This window comes from Bradyrhizobium sp. SZCCHNS3016 (genome assembly GCF_032484535.1).
GTDB lineage: Bacteria > Pseudomonadota > Alphaproteobacteria > Rhizobiales > Xanthobacteraceae > Bradyrhizobium.
Genome location: NZ_JAUETE010000025.1, coordinates 1 through 17,434, shown reverse-complemented (window position 1 = coordinate 17,434; position 17,434 = coordinate 1). Strand labels below are relative to the sequence as shown.

Sequence of the window (17,434 nt, the reverse complement as noted above, 5' to 3'; positions counted from 1 at the left end):
GGAGGGAGAATCGATGTGCTCAGGAGTGGGTGGCGTTCCATAGCATAGTTAGGCCTGCGGCCAGCATGATGCCATCCATCACCACGCGGAACACATCGGGCTTCATGTGCAGCACGAAGCGCTTGGCGACGAAGGCGCCGGCCATCAGCGAGCCGCCGGCGATCAGCCCCTTCAGCAGAATGTCCGGCGTCAACGCGCCGAAGCGCTGGAAGGTGATGGATTTCGAGACATAGAGCCCGAGCGAGCTCGCAGCCTCGGTGGCGAGGAAGGCGCCCTTCGACAGCCCATAGAACAGGAACAGCGGCACGCTGAGCGGCCCGGTCGAGACCACGATGCCGGTCAGAAATCCGATCACCGCACCGCCGAGCGCGAGGTGCCAGAGATTGGCCTTGAGGTCGTGCCGCGTCAGCCAATGCCGTACCGGCACCATCGCCATCAGGAACAGCCCGATCGTGATATCGACCGCCTGCGATGGCAGGATCAGCAAGGTGCGCGCGCCGAGTGCGGCGGCCGGAATGCCGGTGACCGAATAGGCCGCGCAGGCGCGCCAGTCGACCTCGCGCCACCACGCCAGGATGCGCGACAGGTTCGCCATGACGGCGGCGACCGCCATGATCGGCACGGCCTCCTTCGGGCCGTACTCGTAGGCCAGCACCGGCATCAGCATGATCGACGAGCCGGTGCCGACGATGCCGGAAAAGGTGCCGGCAACGAGGCCGACTGCGAGGACGAACAGGAAGCCCAAGAAGATCGTCTCCGCGCTCGGACAACATCTCTCCCCGTGTCGTTGCGAGCGAAGCGAAGCATTCCAGGGCCGCGTGCGTGACCCTGGATTGCGTCGTCGCGGAGCCTGCCCTCGGGCTCGCCGCAGGGGAAGCCCCGGGGCTCCTCGCAATGACGGAGTGGGAGCTGCGTCCCGTGGTTAACGGCTCGTTCGAGCCGACTCGAAATCGGCGATGATTGTGCGTCCGCATCATTAAAAGTTGAAGCGTATTCCTCGCACGTCCGCTGATGTTCTCGGACGATGACGATGAGCAAAACCCCGATGTCCTTGCAGATGCGGCCATCCCTGACGGCAACCGCCGATGCGGAGTTCCCCTGGTTCACGGCCGCGATGCTGGCCATGGAAGCCGGCGAGGTCATCCGGCTCCGGCTGGAAAAGTTCGCGCGCGGCGAAGCCGATGCGGGCGAGGAGGCGGAGCTGATGGTCAGCGAAAAGATCGCCGCAGCCTTGGAGGCGACGGCGAAGCTGATGGCCGGCGCGAGCCCGGCCGCGGTCGTCGATCTCTATCGGGATTATGTCGCGTCCAACGCCGAGCGGCTGTCGGCGTAAGCACGCGCAGTCCGGCTGTCTTTGGGCTGGCTCGGGGCTGCGTGCCGCCGCAGACGAATGTCGAGCAACCCAGGGCGGACAACCTCGTCATAGCGCCGGCGACCGAGCCGCCTCGTGCCTTCACGTGCGGTGTTGCCAACGAAGAGAAGATCGGACACCCTACCGAAAATGCGATTGCTGATCACCTCGTTTTCACCGGACCGATCCAGTGCGACTGCTCTTACGCCTCATGCAACGCGTGCTGGTCGCCGGGCTCGGGATCTTCACGGTCTGGCTGATCGTGTTCGTGGTGTTCGAGACGGCGGACCGCAGGCTGCCCTGGATTGCCTCCGTCGGCGTCAGCTACGCAATCGCGGCCTATGTCGTTCTGCCACGCGTGATCCGATTGAGTCTCAGGATCCTTCAGAGTCGGAGGGTGCCCAGCTACACGATCACCGGCGATGGATTGCCCGGCGACCCCGTCAATCTCGCCCTGATCGGCACGCTTCGACAGCTCCGCGCGAGCTTTGCTGCGATCGGTTGGTGCGAGGCGGACCGATTGGGGCTGGCAAGCTCGTGGGCCATGGTCCGCGCCTTCGTCCTCGCCAGGCCGTACCCCACTGCTCCTTTCAGCACCCTCTATCTGTTCGGTCGCGGCCAGGATATCGGCTTTCAGAAAGCCATCGGCAATAGTCCGCGAAAGCGTCATCACGTCCGGTTCTGGGCCGTTGACCTCGCCCATGCCGAGAAGAGCTGGAATGCTGGCGATTTCTGGTTAACGACCGACACGCCTGCGGCCGATGAATCCGTCCTCTGGGTCGGTGCCGGCACGAAGGATACGGGCCTGTCGCTCACCCGACTGACCTTTCAGATCACGCACGCCACCGATCCGGATGCCAATGCGGAGCGGGACTACATCATGGCCGAATTGATCAGAACACGATCGATCGAGACCGTCGAGCTCTATAAGGCTGGCCGGAACCTGCCCGAGCGGGTCAATCACTACGTATCGGACGGCGACATCGCGTTGGCGAGCGTGGTGATCGCCGCCAACGCCGACGCGCATGAGGGGTCTTCGTCGCCGGCCTAGTGGACTTGCTGACGAGCCGCGTTCGAGGTCGTTCGCTCTGCTCGGGGCCGGACCAGGAAGGCGGTGCAGAGCAGGACGACCATCGCAACGCTGACGACAGTCAGGAACGCCTGATCGAAGGCGCGATGAGCGTGCGAGGCGACGATTGCAGCGAGCCCGGTCGGCAGCCGCTCGGCGGCGATCAGGGCCTCGTCGATGCTGTCGCGCGCAACGGCGGGAATGCCGAGGCCGTCGGGCAGAACCATGAACGCCGTATAGACTCCGGACAGAATGCTTCCGAAAACGCTGATGCCGATTGTGCCGCCGAGCTCGAACGACACCTCCTCGATCGACGCGGCCATGCCTTCGCGGCCTTCAGGCGCGTGATTCATCACAGCGTTGGAGGCGGCAGCGATGGATGCTCCCAGCCCTAGACCATTGACCGCGATGCAGATCAGTTGCAGCGCCAGGCTGGCGTTGTAGCAGAGCAGGTAGCCGGCCGCGCCGATGCCTGCGATCAACAGCGCGCCGGACATCGTGGTGGCGGCTCGGACGCGACGGAGCATCAGGCTCGCAAGCGGCCCGCCGATGAAGGCACCGAGCGGGGCCGGAAGGATGTACAATGCCGCCTGCAGCGGCGAATAGCCGAGGACGAGTTGCAGGCGTTGGCTGATCGCGAGTTCCGTCCCCGCAATGGCGAGTGAAGCCACGATCGCGGTGATCACGCTGAGCGTGAACTCGACGTTTCGGAACAGGGTGAAGTCGAGCAAAGGATCCTCGAGACGCAATTGACGGCGTGCGAACACCGTCAACATGATGACCGTCGCGACAGCCGTGCCGGCAAGGACGACATAGGAAGACTGGCGACTGCCGAGCTCCTCGACGACGTAGGCGAAGCCGATCAGCCCGGCCATCACCTGCACTGAACCGAGGAGGTCCCAGTCGCGCTCGGCACGATCGGCCGGTGCAGGAATCAGCAGCAGGCCGGCGACCAGCGCCAGCACGACGAGCGGCACGTTGATCAGAAAGACCGAGCCCCACCAGAAATATTCCAGCAGAATGCCGCCGACCAAGGGCCCGACGGCCGCTCCACTGGATGCGACGGCTCCCCAGATGGCGATGGCGAGCGCCCGTTCGTGGTCATCGGAGAAGGTGATGCGAATGATCGACAGCGTCGCCGGCATCATCAGCGCGGCGCCGATTGCGAGCAGGACGCGCCCGCCGATCAGGGCCATGGCGGTCGGCGAATAGGCGGCCACGACCGAGGCCAGTCCGAAGACGATGAGGCCGACAACGAATGTCCTCTTGTGCCCGACGCGATCGCCGAGCGAGCCGAAGCCGGGAAGCAGGCCGGCGACGACGAGCCCGTAGGCCATGACGATCCACAGTTTCTCCGAGGCCGTTGCAGCCAGCTCATGGGTCAGGCTCGGCAGCGCCGTATAGAGCACCGTCATGTCGATCACGACGAGCGCCAGCGCGCTGGAGACGGTCAGGAGGATGAGCCAGCGATTACGTTTCGACATCGGCGCGCTCGCTTGCGCAAGCCGTTGTTCATTCGGCGCGTTCGTCGTCTCGAGCACGTTCACCGCTCCCGCTCAGATTCCACTACGATGCGTGATCCGGCCGTTCATCATCGTCAGCTGAATATTGACCTTGCCGATGTCGTGCGGCCCGACATCGAACAGATTGTTCTCGAGCACGATCAGATCGGCCAGCTTGCCGACCTTGATGGAGCCGATCTTGTCCTCCATGCGAAGCTGGTAGGCTCCGTTGATGGTGTAGCCTCGGATGAGGTCCGGCAGGCCCAGGCGTTCGGTCGCGGGCGGATGGACCAGGCCGTCGGGCTTGCCCGGCTCCTGACGTGTATGGCCGGCCTGCAACGCCTCGAGTGGCTTGACGACGACCTTCGAGCCGGTCGCCAGCGCATCCATGCCGAACGACACCGTGACGCCTTGGTCGATGAACGTCTTGAAGGTGTACATGCGGCTCCAGCGCTCGTCGCCGTAGATCTCGCGGACGCGACGCTGGCTGGCATCCGGCACGCCCCATTGGATCTGCGTATTCGCGATCACGCCGAGCTTTCTGAAGCGCGCAATGTCCGATGGCGCGGTGAGGAATGCGTGGCAGATGGTATGACGGCGGTTGCCGGGGCCGTTCTTGCCAAAGGCGGCTTCGTATCCATCCAGGCTCATGCGGACGGCGGCATCGCCGACGGCGTGAAGGTGCGTATCGATTCCCTCGGCATGCGCCTGGCGCAGGATGCGGTTCAACACCGCCGGCGGAAACAACGTTTCGCCGCGCCAATCCGGACTTCCGGCATAGGGATCCAGCAGATAGGCCGTGCGGCTCAACTCGGTGCCATCGACGATGAGCTTCAGCACGTCCGCCTTGACGAGCGGTGTGCGATAACGTTTTCGATAGGCCCGGATAGTCGGCAGCGGATCGACGCTGGGATCATTGTGATACAGGCTGCCGATCACGCGCTGCAACAGCTTGCCGCGCTTCTCGAGCTCGACCAGCATGTCGAAACCGTGATGCTGCTCGGTCGGCCAGGCGCTGAAGCCGGCATCGAAGAAGGTGGTGATGCCGGCGGCTGCCAGCCTGGGCTGCCATTCCTCGATCGCGGCGGCGGTCGACTTCAGGCCGAATGGTTCGATGCCGTGCTTTTCCAGCGCCTTGAGCACCGCGAACAGCGCAGGCACTTCCGAAATGAACCCGGTCGGCACGCCATTGGGATCCTTTTCGTACCAGGAGGACCCGGGCACGACGTCGCGCGGAGTATCCTTCCTAATGCCGGCCATCTCCAGCAGCTTGGAATTGACCCAGTAGGCGTGCAGATCGCAACTGACGAGCAGGACCGGCCGATCAGGGAAGATCTCGTCCAGCGGCTCCTTGCGCGGACCCGAGGCGGGAAACGCGCCAGCGATCCAGCCGAAGCCCAGAATGAACTTTTCGTCGGAGTGCGTCTTCGCGTAATCGCGCAGGATCGCGTAGATGCGCTCGGGATCTTCCTCGTTGACCCAGGCGCCGCGGGCGAAGGCCAGCGTGCAAAGATGCCAATGCGCTTCGACGAAGCCCGGCATGAGCATACGCCCATTGAGGTCGATGACGTCAGCCCCGTGTCCGGCAAACTTCATCGCGCCTGCGTCGTCGCCGACGTAGACGATCGTGTCTCCCTTGACGACGACGGCCTGGGCCCAGGGCAGGGAGTCGTCCACCGTGTAGACGCGCCCGCCGCGAAAGATGGTCGTGCTGCTGGAGGCGGCCCAGGCCGGAGCCGAGGCAGCGACGAATGCCGCGGCCGCAGCCGAGGTCGCGACCATCTGGCGACGGGTCAGTCCGCCGCGCTCCGACTTCGATGCCGCAAACAGCGAACCGATGGCTGAGCCGCATGCAATGCACATTGTCCTGCTCCGAAGTCCTGCTCCGAAAATTCCGCGCTCCGGGTGAGCTGCACGATTGCCGAGTCAGGCGCTGAAACTACTTCACTCAGCACCCGCCAAGATTGACAACGATCAAGTCAATCTCGGCGGCATCGAGCGCCAGCACGCATACTGGTTTCCTGTTGATGGATAAATTTCAAATCGAAGCTTTCAGACAGAGAAAAAGAGGACCGCCGCATCGGCTCATCGTCATGCGTCGCCCGAGCGCGAGGGTGTCGTTCATGCCGATGGAGGTCATCGATCCCACCGATGCCTGGTCCCGAGCACCGTCACTTCGGGAACAGGAAAGCCAGGCTGGCGCGAAACTGCCACCGCGGTGCCAGGTCCGGCTTCAGCACATTGTAGTAGACACCGATCTCGGCGTTGACCGGCTGCTTGTCGACCATGAACAGCTTGCCTATTCCCGCGCCGACCGGAACGACCCAGCGGTCATTGCCCTTCGCGAGCCAGTTCGCATTGATGATGGGACTCGAACTGATGTGGGACCCGTCCGAGAAATTGTAGGTGATGAAATACTGCAGCATCATCTGGTTTACCGGCGCGCGGTCGCCAGGACCCGCAAACGACCAGATGTTGTTGGCGAGCACCCCGAGCACCCACGGCCCCGGCATGGTCAGCGCGACGATGGTCGGACCCGCGCTCCATTTTCCCGAACCAAGGGCGGGGTCGGTTGCCGACGGATAGGAAAAGGTCGGGCCGACACCCCAGATGAGGGCGCCCGAATGCGACGGGGTGAGCGCGAAGATCTGGTTGATGTCGCCGACGCCGCCGATCCGGCCTTGCTCAGGGGAGAAGCGCACCTGGGCGATGCCGGGAATGGTCGTGCGTGTCACCAGATTCCAGTCGGCATTGAGCTGGAACGGGATGACCGGCTCGATCTTGAAGACGTCAGCCGTCTGCCGGTACGCACCCGTGTTCGGCATGGCGATATTCTCCAGCCCGACGCTGATCGTATCCGCGATCGGGTTTTGCGCCGCCTTGGCGAGATCTTCGAGCGATGGCGTCTTCTGCTGTGCCGAGGCGCCGGCGCCTGGGTACAGTGCTGAGATCAGGAACAGGAGAACCGCCCGTCGAAAAATTCTCGGAGCCATGGCCGACCTCGCTGTCGAAGCGCTGCTCTCGCATCCGTTGTCTCGCATCTGCACCGTTCCGGCCGCTATGGAGTCAGGCGAAGGTCGGAAATTGCCCGCCGGCGAACAGTGACGGCCGCAGGCGAGACCAGTTCGACGCGAACTGGAACGTGTCGAGATCGGTGTAGGTCTGGCCGATCACCTGCATGCCCGAGGGCATGCGGTCCTCGACCACGCCGAGCGGGACATCGACGACCGGATAGCGGTTGAGCAGATTCCAGTGCCACGTCAGCGCCAAGCCCAGACCGGTGCCCACCCACGGGTCCACCTTGTTTTCCTTGCTCTTGAACATGTCGGCCCCGACCAGAGGCGTTGCCATGGTCGGCATGAGCAGGATGCGGTAGCCCTTGCCGAACACGCGCTGCTGCACCTGGCGGTGCAGCCGCTGCAGCAGCTCTTCGGCTTCTTCGGCCTGGCGCGGTCCGACCGCGCCGACCTGGTCGAGCATTTCGGTCATGTAGGGCGAGAGCTGATCGCGATGCGCATTCGAGATATCGATCGCAGTGCCGATGGACGTCGACATCAGCCCACGGATGAAGACCATCTTGTGGGCCTTCGTGAAGCCGCAGTCGACCTCGTCCACAGTGCACCCCGCGGCGCGCAGCGCCTCGATTCCTCTCAGCATCGCACCCTTCACGGACGGTATGACGTCCGCAATGCCGGCGCCCCAATCCACGGCGATGCGCCACCCGGAAAGGCGCGGATAGCGGGTGGGGTAGTCGAGGCGAGGGCGCATCGCGGCCATCACCCGCTCGGACGGACCGACGATCGCGTTCTGGAGGCGGACGAGGTCGTCGAAGCGCCGCGCCATCGGGCCCGAGGTCGAGAACGGGATTTCCCCACCAGCCACGCGTCCGAACGGCGGCCTGAAGCCATAGAGACCACATTGTGAGGCGGGAATTCGGATCGAGCCGCCCATGTCCGAGCCCATGGCGAGCGTCGTGAAGCCTGCGGCCAGCGCCGCGCCCGATCCCGCCGACGACCCGCCCGGAGAGTATTCGAGATTCCACGGATTGCGTGTCGTGCCCCAGGCGCGGGTGGACGCGCCGAGGAAGAGGTAGAATTCCGGCACGGTCGTCTGGAACGGCATGACGGCGCCGGCGGCCTCGAGCGAGTCGGTGATGGCCGAGTTTTCCGTTGCGGGCGGCGAGTCCTTGAAGAGGAGCGAGCCCTGCGTCGTCCGCCAGCCCGGCCTGGAGAATTCGTCCTTGATGGCTACCGTGATCCCTTCGAGCGGCCTTGCGGTGCCACGCCGATAGCGGTCCTCGGACAGCTTGGCCTCCTTGAGCGCCTGATCGAAATGCTCGTAGGTGATGCAGTTGACCTTCGTGTTGTAGGCTTCGATCCGCTTGATCTGCGCCTTCAAGAGATCGACCGGCGACGCCTTGCGGGCCCGGAACATGGCGATGAGATCGGCGACCGACGCATAGCAGAGCGGATCGGCGGACTCAGCGCGCGCGGCCGGCAAATCGAGTCCGGACGCGACCAACGCCGCTCCCGCGCCTTTGATGAGCGTTCTTCTGTCAATCATATACGCCTCCGTATTTCCGGGAATCGGTCTGAGTTTGTCGATGTGGCCCTGAAGGTGACGGCCCGAGAAGTCGCTGGATTCAGCTTCGCTGTTCGTGCCTGACCTGACCGTTCATGACGGTCATCAGCACCTTTGTGTTGTGGATGTCGTGCGGGGCGACTTCGAACAGGTTTCTTTCAAGCACGATCAGATCGGCGAGCTTGCCGACCTCGATCGAACCGACCTTCTGGTCGAGTCCGAGCTGATAGGCCGGGCCCATGGTGGCGGCGCGGATCGCCTCTTCGAGGCTGATCCGCTCGTCGAGCGGCACCAAAGCCGGCTGATCCGGCTTGTTCAACTCCCGCCGCGTGGTCGCGATCTCGATCGCATCCAGCGGCTTGTAGGTGCTGTAATAGCCGGCGGCCGGCCAATCGGTGCCGAGCGAGATGTTGGCGCCATGACGCAGGATCGAGCCGGTGCGAAACGCCTGTTCGGCGCGCGCGCCGACGCGGGGCCGCATCACGCCCTGCCAATAGGCATCCGCCACCGACCATTGGGCGGAGAACTGCGCGGTGACGCCGAGCTTGGCGAAGCGCGGCAGATCGTCAGGTGAAACAAATATGAGATGCGCCAGCGTGTGCCGGCGATCGCGCGGCGGATTGACCTTGATCGCGGCTTCGAACGCGTCCAGCGACAGGCGGTTGGCGCGATCACCGTAGGAATGGATGTGAATATTGAGGCCCGCCCTGTCGGCGCGGCGGATGATGTCCTTGAACTGGTCCGGCGGGACCAGCGTCTCGCCGCTCGTGCTCGGATCGTCGCTATAGGGGGCCAGCAATGCGGCGGTCCGTTGGGCTTCGCCGCCGTCGATGTTGAGCTTGAGAACGGGCGCCTGCACCAGTTCGGAATTGAAGCGTCGCCGCAGGGCCTTCGCGATCGGCACGGGGTCGATCGCCGGATTGTTGTGGTAGGTCGATCCGACCACACGGAACGGCAGTTTTCCTTTGCGCTCCAGATCCTGATAGAGTTCGTAGCCTGTCTCCTCGGGCAGAACGAGCAATCCGGCATCGAACACGCTGGTGATGCCGGCTGCCGACGCCTTCGGCAGCCACTGTGCGAGCGAGTCCGCAATATAGCCGGTCGTGAACGGCGAGACCGCGTTGAGGACCGGAAACATCGCCGGTGGCTCGACCAGATAGCCGGTCGGCTCTCCCGAGGCCGGGTCCCGCTCGAAGTAGCTGTAGCCGGGCAACGGATCCTTGGTCACCTTGGCAATCGCCAGCGTCTTGGAATTGACCCAGGCGGAATGGCCATCGATCCCGACGAGAAAGACGGGCGTGTCCGGCCAGATCTGATCGAGATCCTCCTTGCGCGGGCCGGTCGGCGGAAAGGCGTTATAGCGCCAGCCGAAGCCGCGGACGATGCCGGCCTGGCCCAGCTTGGCGCGATAGGCCTTCAGGGCGTCGAGCATCTCCTCCCTTGTGTCGTATTGAAGATCGACGCCCCGAGTCACGACAGCGCCCGCTATCGGATGGATGTGTCCTTCCACGAAACCGGGCAGCAGCATCCTGCCGGCGAGATCGACGACGCGGGTCTTTGGGCCGATGAAGGACCGGACGCCGGCGTCATCGCCGACATAGACGATGTGTTTTTGCATGACGGCGACCGCGCGGGCCCATTCCCGGCCACCGTTCACGGCGTAGACCGGGCCGTTGCGAAACACGATGTCGGCCTTGCCGCCGCCGGTTCGCGCCTCGGCGTTCGTCGGAGCGGCGGACACCGAGGCGACGCCGGCTGCGGCGAACGCCGCGCCTGTCTGCAGGAGCCTGCGTCGTGACGGCTCGGCCTCGTTGACGGAGCCAAAATCAAGCTTGAGCAAACCACGGAATCTTGCCCAGTTGCATGCGATGCACATGCATTCACCTCTGCACGCTCTGCGGGAAACGCATTCTTCCCGATTCCGAGGAGTGTATGAACTCGGGGGAACTACGTAGCCCTTTGCGTGCGAAGCATTCGCATGAGCTGCGCATGTTCGAGACGATTAGATTCGAATGACTGTCATTTCGGGAGGAAGTACGCGACGTCCGAAGCGGAATGGCCAAAACAAGCAGGGGCCGCATCACCTTGTCACGGACGCCGGCCTGCGCCAGTTTGCGAGTGGGTTGCGAACTCATCCGATGTGCAGAGTTCAGCTCATGGCAACGAAATCGATGTAACCTGCAAGCGTGCGATTCGTGTGGCTCTGCGAGCAAGACCCTTGATCTGGCTGCATCCGTGTAGCAACTGGCGGTCCCGCTTCGCTCGGCAATGTGCTCTCATGATCTTGCTGCTGGCCGTAATGCTCCAGCTGAGGGGTGACGGCAGACCGACGGAGTGAAGAATGTTCACACTGGTACATGCAGGGACTTGGCTCGTCGTCGGCTTGATTGGTGGCGGCCTTGCCGGAATCCTGGTGAAGCGCCGCCGAGCAGGTTTCGGGCTCCTCACGAACATCGGATTGGGATGCGTCGGCGCCCTCATCGGTGGTGTCTTGTTCAACCTGTTCGGGTTGTTTCCAGGCATGGGCAGCATCGTCATTTCGCTGCGCGACGTCGTCGCGGCGTTCGTCGGCTCGCTCGTCCTGCTGGCGGCAATCTGGTTGTGGGGCGCAGCCCGCGAACCGAGGCCGCGCTGACCCAGGCGGCTGTCAGCCCGGGTGACGCGCGGTCTCCGCGCGCCAGTCGCGCGGGCGCATGCCGAAACGCTGCTTGAAGCGCCGCGTGAAGTGCGACAGATCCGAAAAGCCCCAGTCGAAGGCGATGCGGCCGATGTCGCGGCCGCATCGGGCGGGATCGCGCAGATCGCGCGCTGCGCCATCGAGCCGGCGCTCCATCACCAGGTCGGAGAAGCTGGTCCCGGCGCGGGACAGCAGCTTGTGCACATAGCGCTCGCTGATCCCGACGACAGATGCGATGGTCGCCACCGTCAGGCCGGGCTCGCGCACCCGCTCGTGAATGGCGCGGCGCAGCGCCAAGGTCGTCGCATCGGCAAATGAGGTGGTCGCATGCGTCTCGCGGCGGCCGCGGCGCGCCAGGCTCAGCGCCACCAGATCGAGCAGCACGCCGAACAGCGCCGACGCATGGTCGGGTGCGAGCCGCAGCGCATTGGCGTTGAGGGAGCGCGCCGTCTCCACGATCAGTGCGCCGACGCATGGATCGTCGGACAGCCGCGTCGGCGCGATGTCCGGCTCCGCCGGCAGGCGGCTGCACAGCGCATCGGCGGGGACGCGGAACGAAATCACGCCGAGCGACGGCCCGCGATCGTGCTGCAGCACGAAGGTGCGATCGCTGTCGAAGATGCCGACCTGACCGGCGGACAGGCTGACATCGCATTCGTCCTGCAGGATGGTGCAGCGGCCAGCCAGCTTGAGGTTGAGATAGAAGCAGCGCTGGGTGGAAGCGGCGATGTCCGTGCGCGAGCGGCGTACGATGTGCTCGGGAAAGCTGACGCGGTTGATGGCGCCGCTCCCAAGGCTGATGCTTTGCACCTCCGCAGCGAATCCGATGCCGCGCGCCGGCTCCGGCGTCAAATTCATGAAGGCCTGGCAGATCGCCTCGCGGTAATACGAGAACTGCTCCTCCGGCCGCACCGCTGCCGTATTCCAGCTCCGCTGCCGTTCCGGCTCGGCGCCCATCGGTTCACTCCGAGACCAATCGGGTTCAGTTGCAGCCAAGCGCCGCGGGCGCGGTCCGGCCCATAGTCCTTGCACCGCCTTCCATCGTGCAAAGGAACGTGATCATGTCAACCTACGTCCTGGTCCATGGCGCCTGGCATACCGGCGCCGAGCTCGAGCCGGTCGCCGCGCATGTTCGCTCCGCCGGCCACACCGTCCATCTGCCGACCATCCGCGGCAACCGCCCCGGCGACGCAAAGACCACTGGACTCGACGAGGCGATCGCCTCGATCTGCGACTACTTCACCGAGCACGACATCACCGACGCCGTGCTGATGGGGCACTCCTATGGCGGCATGGTCATCACCGGCGTCGCCGACCGCATAGCTCAGCGCATCCGCCGCCTGGTCTACTGGAATGCGTTCGTGCCCAACGACGGCGAGTGCCTCAACGACATGGTGCCACCGCACTATGTTGCGCTGTTCGACGCCGTCGCTGCGGAGCGCGGCGACGGTTCGGTGGTGCTGCCGTTCCTGGTCTGGCGCGAGGCCTTCATCAACGACGCCGATCTCGCCACCGCGACCCGCACCTATGAGATGCTCAATCCGCATCCCAACAAGACCTTCACCGATAAGATCAAGCTGCGCGCCAATCCCGCCGAGATGGCAATCGCGAAATCCTACATCAACTGCACCGAGGACACGGCGCTGCCGCACAGCCTGCCATGGCATCCGCGGCTGTCCGGCAAGCTCGGCCTGTTCCGGCTGGTCCAGGTGCCCGGCAGCCATGAGCTGTGCTTCTCCGATCCCGGCCGGCTCGCGCAGGCGATCATGGATGCGGGACGCGATTGACAGCGCGTGTCGTCACGCTCTCGGTGTGGCGCCGGGCGGTCATCATTTCAGGTTGTGATCGGCGTCACATTCGCCGGGAGCGCGATCGGCCAGACTGATCTCCGATGAATGCAGCCCGGCGGGGCATCCATCCTCGCCGCACATCGGAGAACGCGTCATGGCCCAGCTCCATCTGACGTCCCCTCGCGGACTTGCATCCAAGGTGTCCGCCGCGAATGCGCCTGCGCGGCCGGCCGCGACCAAGGCCGGCTGGCTCGCGATGGCCGCCGGCGCGATCACGACCGTGTTCGCCGCGATCGGCGCGGTGAACAGCGTCCTTCCCGCGGCGTCGAACGTCGGCGCGGCCGTGCTCGAGGCGCTGAACGTGCCGGCCTGCCTGTCCTATGCCGATCGCTATGACGGCACGCAGAGCAGCTTCCGCAAGGAAGGCCAGCTCTGGCGCGAATATCCGCGCGGCTCCGAGACGTATAGTTACGAGTTCAAGGAGATCCGCCGCACGCGCCAGGAGATCATGCTGTGGAACGTGACGCCGCGTCCGAACGTGCCGGATGCCGCGAGCCTCGTCGTGCATCTGCCGGTGTGCGGCGGCATGGCGGTGCTGACCGAGGGCCTGCCCGAGCGCGCGACCAATCTGCAGCAGACCTGGCCTGACCGCGGCTGAGGCTCCGACGCGGACAGGCGAGTTCGGATTATTTCAGCACGATCCAGGCCGGCGCGTGATCGCTGGCGCCGTCCTCGCCGCGGATGGCGCGGTCGACGCCGGCCTTGCTAAGGTGCGGCGCGAGCTGCGGGCTCAGCAGCACGTGATCGAGCCGCAGGCCGGCGTCGCGCGGCCAGCGGTTGCGCTTGTAGTCCCAGAAGGTGAACATCGGCGCGTCCGGATGCAGCGTGCGGATCGCATCGCACCAGCCTTGATCGACCAGCGCCTTGTAGGCGGCGCGGCTCTTCGGCTGGACCAGCGCATCCTTGTCCCAGGACTTCGTCGGATAGATGTCGAGCGCATCAGGCGCGACATTGTAGTCGCCGGCGAGCACGACCGGCAGGTCGTCCTTGATGAAATCAGCCGCGTGCTTGTGCAGCCGCTTGAACCAGGCGAGCTTGTGGTCGAATTTCGGCCCCGGCTGCGGATTGCCGTTCGGCAGATACAGGCAGCCGATGACGATGCCGCGCACCGCGGCCTCGATGTAGCGCGCCTCCTTGTCCTTCGGATCGCCGGGCAGGGCGGTGCGCGTCAGCACCGGCTCGGCCTTGCGCGCGAGAATCGCGACCCCGTTCCAGGTCTTCTGCCCCTGCCACACCGCGCTGTAGCCGGCCTTGGCGATCTCATCGACGGGGAATTCGGCCTGGGTGCATTTCAGCTCCTGCAGGCAGACGATGTCGGGCCTGGCCGCGCGCAGCCAGCGCAGCAGATTGGGGAGCCGCCGCCGGACATTGTTGATGTTGAACGTCGCGATCTTCATGATGCCACGTTGCCGTGGGGATGGTCCGGATGACCAAGCTCGCAATCGGCTTTTTGTTCACGCTGCAGCGTCGATGCAGCCAAGGCTGCCTACGAAAGCCCGGCCTATCAGGCAACCCACGCGCTTCTCGGCGGCGCGAGTCGAGAGGGCGCACGCACCTACTTCGGTCGTGACGTCACGAGCGCGCGGATCTTGTCCGCATCCGCCGGCGTCGCGGGATTGTAGATCACCATGGTGAGGTCGGGCCGGCCATCGACGGCGAAGCCCGAAAATTCCAGCGAGAGCGATCCGGCGATGGGATGCTGCAGGACCTTCACGCCATCGCCATGCCGTCCCTGCACGTCGTTGTCGCGCCACATCGCCGCAAATTCCGGGCTCGTCGCGCAGAGCTCATCGACCAGCGACTGGACATTGCGGGCCGCACCGGCGCGGGCCACGTCGGCGCGGAAGGACGCGACCACATAGCGCGCCACGGCCTGCCAGTTGGGCTGTGCTGCGCGGACACGGCTGTCGTGGAACATCATGCGCAGAACATTGCGCTGGCCCTCCGGCAGGGTGCTGTAGTCGGTGAGGACAGCCGCAGCCGCCCTGTTCCAGGCGAGGATGTCCCATGTCGCCGTGCGAACGAAGGCGGGACTGTATTCCAGCGTGTCGAGCACGCGTTGGAGACGGGGTGAGATGCCGTCGATCGCGTGATAGCGGGCTTCGGGTGGCCGGCCGAGACCGAGCAGGAACAGATGCTCGCGCTCGGCGTCGGTCAGCATCATGGCGCGAGCGATGCGGTCCAGCACGTCGGCGGAGGGCGCGCCGCCGCGCCCTTGCTCGAGCCAGGTGTACCAGGTGGCGCTCACATTGGCGCGTTGCGCCACCTCTTCGCGCCGAAGCCCCGGCGTTCGCCGCCGCTGCAGCGGCAGGCCGAAGGCGGTCGGATCGAGCTTGGCGCGGCGATCCCTGAGATAGGTCCCGAGAGGGTTAGCGTCCGTCATCCTGTTAGCGATTATACCCGTATAAAGTCACGACTTTACCCGCATGAGCAGCCTAGCAATATCCCGGCGGTCTGAACAGGGAGTGTGTCTCATGCGCGTATTCGTCACCGGCGCCGCCGGATTCATCGGCTCCGCAACCACCAGGGAGCTGATCGCCGCCGGGCATCAGGTCATCGGCCTCGCGCGCTCCGCCGAGAACGTCCGCACGCTCGAGCAACTGGGCGCGCAGGTTCATCGCGGCTCGCTGCAGGACCTCGACAGCCTGAAGCGCGGCGCGAGGGATGCCGACGGCGTGATCCATCTCGCCTTCATCCACGACTTCGCGAAATTCGCGGAGAACGGCGCCATCGACAAGGCCGCCATCGAAGCCATGGGCGATGTGCTGGTGGGCACGAACAAGCCGTTCATCGTCACCTCCGGAACGGGGCTCGTTGCGGCCAACGTGGTGGTTACCGAAGACATGCGGCGCGAGTCGTCAGCGCATGTCCCGCGCGTGTCCGAGCAGGCCGGCCTGGCCTATGCATCGCGCGGCGTGCGCGCGATGGCGATCCGCCTGCCGCAGGTGCACGGCGCGCCCGGAAAGGCCGGGCTGATCTCCTATCTGGTGGAGCTCGCGCGGCAGAAGGGCCGCGCCGCCTATGTCGGCGAAGGCACCGAGCGCTGGGCGGCGGCGCATCGATCGGACGTCGCCCGCCTCTACCGGCTTGCCCTTGAGAAGGGCGTGGCAGACGCGATCTACCACGCCGTCGGCGAGGAAGGCGTCCCGATGCGCGAGGTCATCGAGGTGATCGGTCGCGCGCTGAACGTGCCGGTCGTTTCGATCAGGCAGGAGGAGGCGGGCGACTACTATGGACCGCTGGCGGTATTCGCGGGCCTGGACATGCCGGCCTCCAGCGCTCTGACCCAGCAGCGCCTGGGCTGGACGCCCGAGGGCATCGGCCTGATCGTCGACATCGGCCAACGGAATTACTTCAAGGCATGAGCGCCGGCTGCGGCCGCGGGTGCGCGGTCGCGCACCGTCATGGTCCGTGCGGCCGACTGGTGCCAAGTGCAACAAATTTAGTGTACCGTTGCGGTAACGTGTCCGACTACGCCTGCTATCACTGCGAGACTATATTCATTTTTGTAGTTGACTTTCTGCTGCTTGAATGAGGAATGCCATCGGGGAACTTGGTAGGTGCCTCTCCGAGCTCGACATTAGAAGGAGGCGGTTGACGGAGTTGTCCTGAACGCCTCCGAGCGGAAAAGCGCAAGATATTTTGGCGCTTTGAGTGGTTACGCCAGCTTTTCTTATAAATGACTGAACTGCTGAATGAGTCCGCACAAAGCGGGCAGTTAGATGCCCTTCATAGTTGGGCTTAGCTTCGCCGCCACTTCTTGTCAGATACTTGAAAGCATTACGTATCAATGCTGGATAGGAAGTGAAGGCCTTGTCAGAAGCCAATGTGCCAATATCCGGGACATTCTGCGGAAACGCAAATGTCGAACTTTCGATACTGTTTGCAAGGCCTGACAGATTGCCATTCAATGGCACCCCCCGCCGACGAACGGCTCTCCTTATCTCGTTCCAACGAAAGATGTTGTCGGTGACGATGAAGGAGCCGGTCGCCTGAGCCAAATACAGCGTCATCTCGAAATTCGGGGCCAACTTCATCAAGTTGAACTGGCCGCCCGTTTTGCCGCCACCGAGCGAGCCGGGTTGCAGGACAGCGAGGGGGTCTTGCTCCTTCAATAGCTCGGCTGCCTGCAAAGCCCTTTCGATATCGGCTTTCTCGAGTTTCGGCGAGAACCTCAGTAGTTGAGATCGAAGATCTTCTTGCGACAACATTAAAAGGCTCCGCTGAAATTCTTGTCTTGCCAATTCTTTGAATTGTTTATCTTCCCGAAGGTCGTTCACCGTTGTTCCAGCGGACCGCAATTGAGCCATACGAAACATCTGATCCCGTGACCTTGCCCCTCGGGCTTAATCCAGCTTGAAGTTCGTTCTGGCCCCAACGAGGACCAGAACATGAAGCGCAGCC

The 17,434-nt window shown here is 64.3% G+C and carries 16 protein-coding genes; 6 read left to right on the top strand and 10 right to left on the bottom strand.

Annotation, left to right across the window (positions count from 1 at the left end):
- Positions 1–19: 19 nt before the first annotated feature.
- The gene (locus QW881_RS30865) at positions 20–745 is read right to left on the bottom strand and encodes a sulfite exporter TauE/SafE family protein (protein ID WP_316159226.1); all 726 of its coding nucleotides are present in this window, start codon (positions 743–745) and stop codon (positions 20–22) included.
- Between the two features lie 285 nt (positions 746–1,030).
- Here QW881_RS30865 and QW881_RS30860 point away from each other — a divergent pair, with 285 nt between their 5' ends.
- Together QW881_RS30860 and QW881_RS30855 are read left to right on the top strand one after the other, a co-directional pair.
- Entirely contained in the window at positions 1,031–1,333 is a 303-nt protein-coding gene (locus tag QW881_RS30860) for a hypothetical protein (RefSeq protein WP_316159225.1), read from the top strand.
- A gap of 229 nt (positions 1,334–1,562) precedes the next feature.
- The gene (locus tag QW881_RS30855; protein WP_410052087.1) at positions 1,563–2,402 is read left to right on the top strand and encodes an LssY C-terminal domain-containing protein; all 840 of its coding nucleotides are present in this window, start codon (positions 1,563–1,565) and stop codon (positions 2,400–2,402) included.
- Here QW881_RS30855 and QW881_RS30850 read toward each other — a convergent pair.
- From QW881_RS30850 to QW881_RS30830, 5 genes are all read right to left on the bottom strand, one after another.
- Positions 2,399–3,904, bottom strand: coding sequence for an MFS transporter (locus QW881_RS30850; protein ID WP_316159223.1), 1,506 nt, complete (start codon positions 3,902–3,904; stop codon positions 2,399–2,401). The genes QW881_RS30855 and QW881_RS30850 overlap by 4 nt on opposite strands.
- A gap of 72 nt (positions 3,905–3,976) precedes the next feature.
- Complete coding sequence (locus tag QW881_RS30845; protein WP_316159222.1) at positions 3,977–5,785, bottom strand: amidohydrolase; 1,809 nt, start codon at positions 5,783–5,785, stop codon at positions 3,977–3,979.
- A 308-nt stretch (positions 5,786–6,093) separates the two neighbouring features.
- On the bottom strand, positions 6,094–6,915 hold the full coding sequence (locus QW881_RS30840) for a hypothetical protein (protein WP_316159221.1): 822 nt from the start codon (positions 6,913–6,915) through the stop codon (positions 6,094–6,096).
- A gap of 73 nt (positions 6,916–6,988) precedes the next feature.
- A complete protein-coding gene (locus QW881_RS30835; protein WP_316159220.1) occupies positions 6,989–8,485 on the bottom strand; it encodes an amidase in 1,497 nt (498 codons plus the stop codon).
- 79 nt (positions 8,486–8,564) lie between these two features.
- A complete protein-coding gene (locus tag QW881_RS30830; protein WP_316159219.1) occupies positions 8,565–10,343 on the bottom strand; it encodes an amidohydrolase in 1,779 nt (592 codons plus the stop codon).
- A 501-nt stretch (positions 10,344–10,844) separates the two neighbouring features.
- On the opposite strand from QW881_RS30830, the gene QW881_RS30825 reads away from it, so the two are divergent.
- Positions 10,845–11,138, top strand: coding sequence for a GlsB/YeaQ/YmgE family stress response membrane protein (locus QW881_RS30825; protein WP_315755758.1), 294 nt, complete (start codon positions 10,845–10,847; stop codon positions 11,136–11,138).
- A 12-nt stretch (positions 11,139–11,150) separates the two neighbouring features.
- On the opposite strand, the gene QW881_RS30820 is transcribed toward QW881_RS30825, so the two are convergent.
- Positions 11,151–12,137: a helix-turn-helix domain-containing protein gene (locus tag QW881_RS30820; protein WP_315755757.1), complete on the bottom strand. Its 987-nt coding sequence runs from the start codon at positions 12,135–12,137 to the stop codon at positions 11,151–11,153.
- Between the two features lie 104 nt (positions 12,138–12,241).
- Here QW881_RS30820 and QW881_RS30815 point away from each other — a divergent pair, with 104 nt between their 5' ends.
- Positions 12,242–12,967, top strand: coding sequence for an alpha/beta hydrolase (locus QW881_RS30815; RefSeq protein WP_315755756.1), 726 nt, complete (start codon positions 12,242–12,244; stop codon positions 12,965–12,967).
- A 157-nt stretch (positions 12,968–13,124) separates the two neighbouring features.
- Positions 13,125–13,628, top strand: a complete 504-nt coding sequence (locus QW881_RS30810; RefSeq protein ID WP_315755755.1) for a hypothetical protein — start codon at positions 13,125–13,127, stop codon at positions 13,626–13,628.
- A 28-nt stretch (positions 13,629–13,656) separates the two neighbouring features.
- Here QW881_RS30810 and xth read toward each other — a convergent pair whose 3' ends face one another.
- Entirely contained in the window at positions 13,657–14,427 is a 771-nt protein-coding gene (xth, locus tag QW881_RS30805) for an exodeoxyribonuclease III (RefSeq protein WP_315755754.1), read from the bottom strand.
- A gap of 158 nt (positions 14,428–14,585) precedes the next feature.
- On the bottom strand, positions 14,586–15,413 hold the full coding sequence (locus tag QW881_RS30800; RefSeq protein WP_315739383.1) for a helix-turn-helix transcriptional regulator: 828 nt from the start codon (positions 15,411–15,413) through the stop codon (positions 14,586–14,588).
- 91 nt (positions 15,414–15,504) lie between these two features.
- On the opposite strand from QW881_RS30800, the gene QW881_RS30795 reads away from it, so the two are divergent.
- Entirely contained in the window at positions 15,505–16,395 is an 891-nt protein-coding gene (locus QW881_RS30795; RefSeq protein WP_315755753.1) for an SDR family oxidoreductase, read from the top strand.
- A 135-nt stretch (positions 16,396–16,530) separates the two neighbouring features.
- Here QW881_RS30795 and QW881_RS30790 read toward each other — a convergent pair whose 3' ends face one another.
- Entirely contained in the window at positions 16,531–17,310 is a 780-nt protein-coding gene (locus QW881_RS30790; protein WP_316159218.1) for a hypothetical protein, read from the bottom strand.
- Positions 17,311–17,434: the final 124 nt, after the last annotated feature.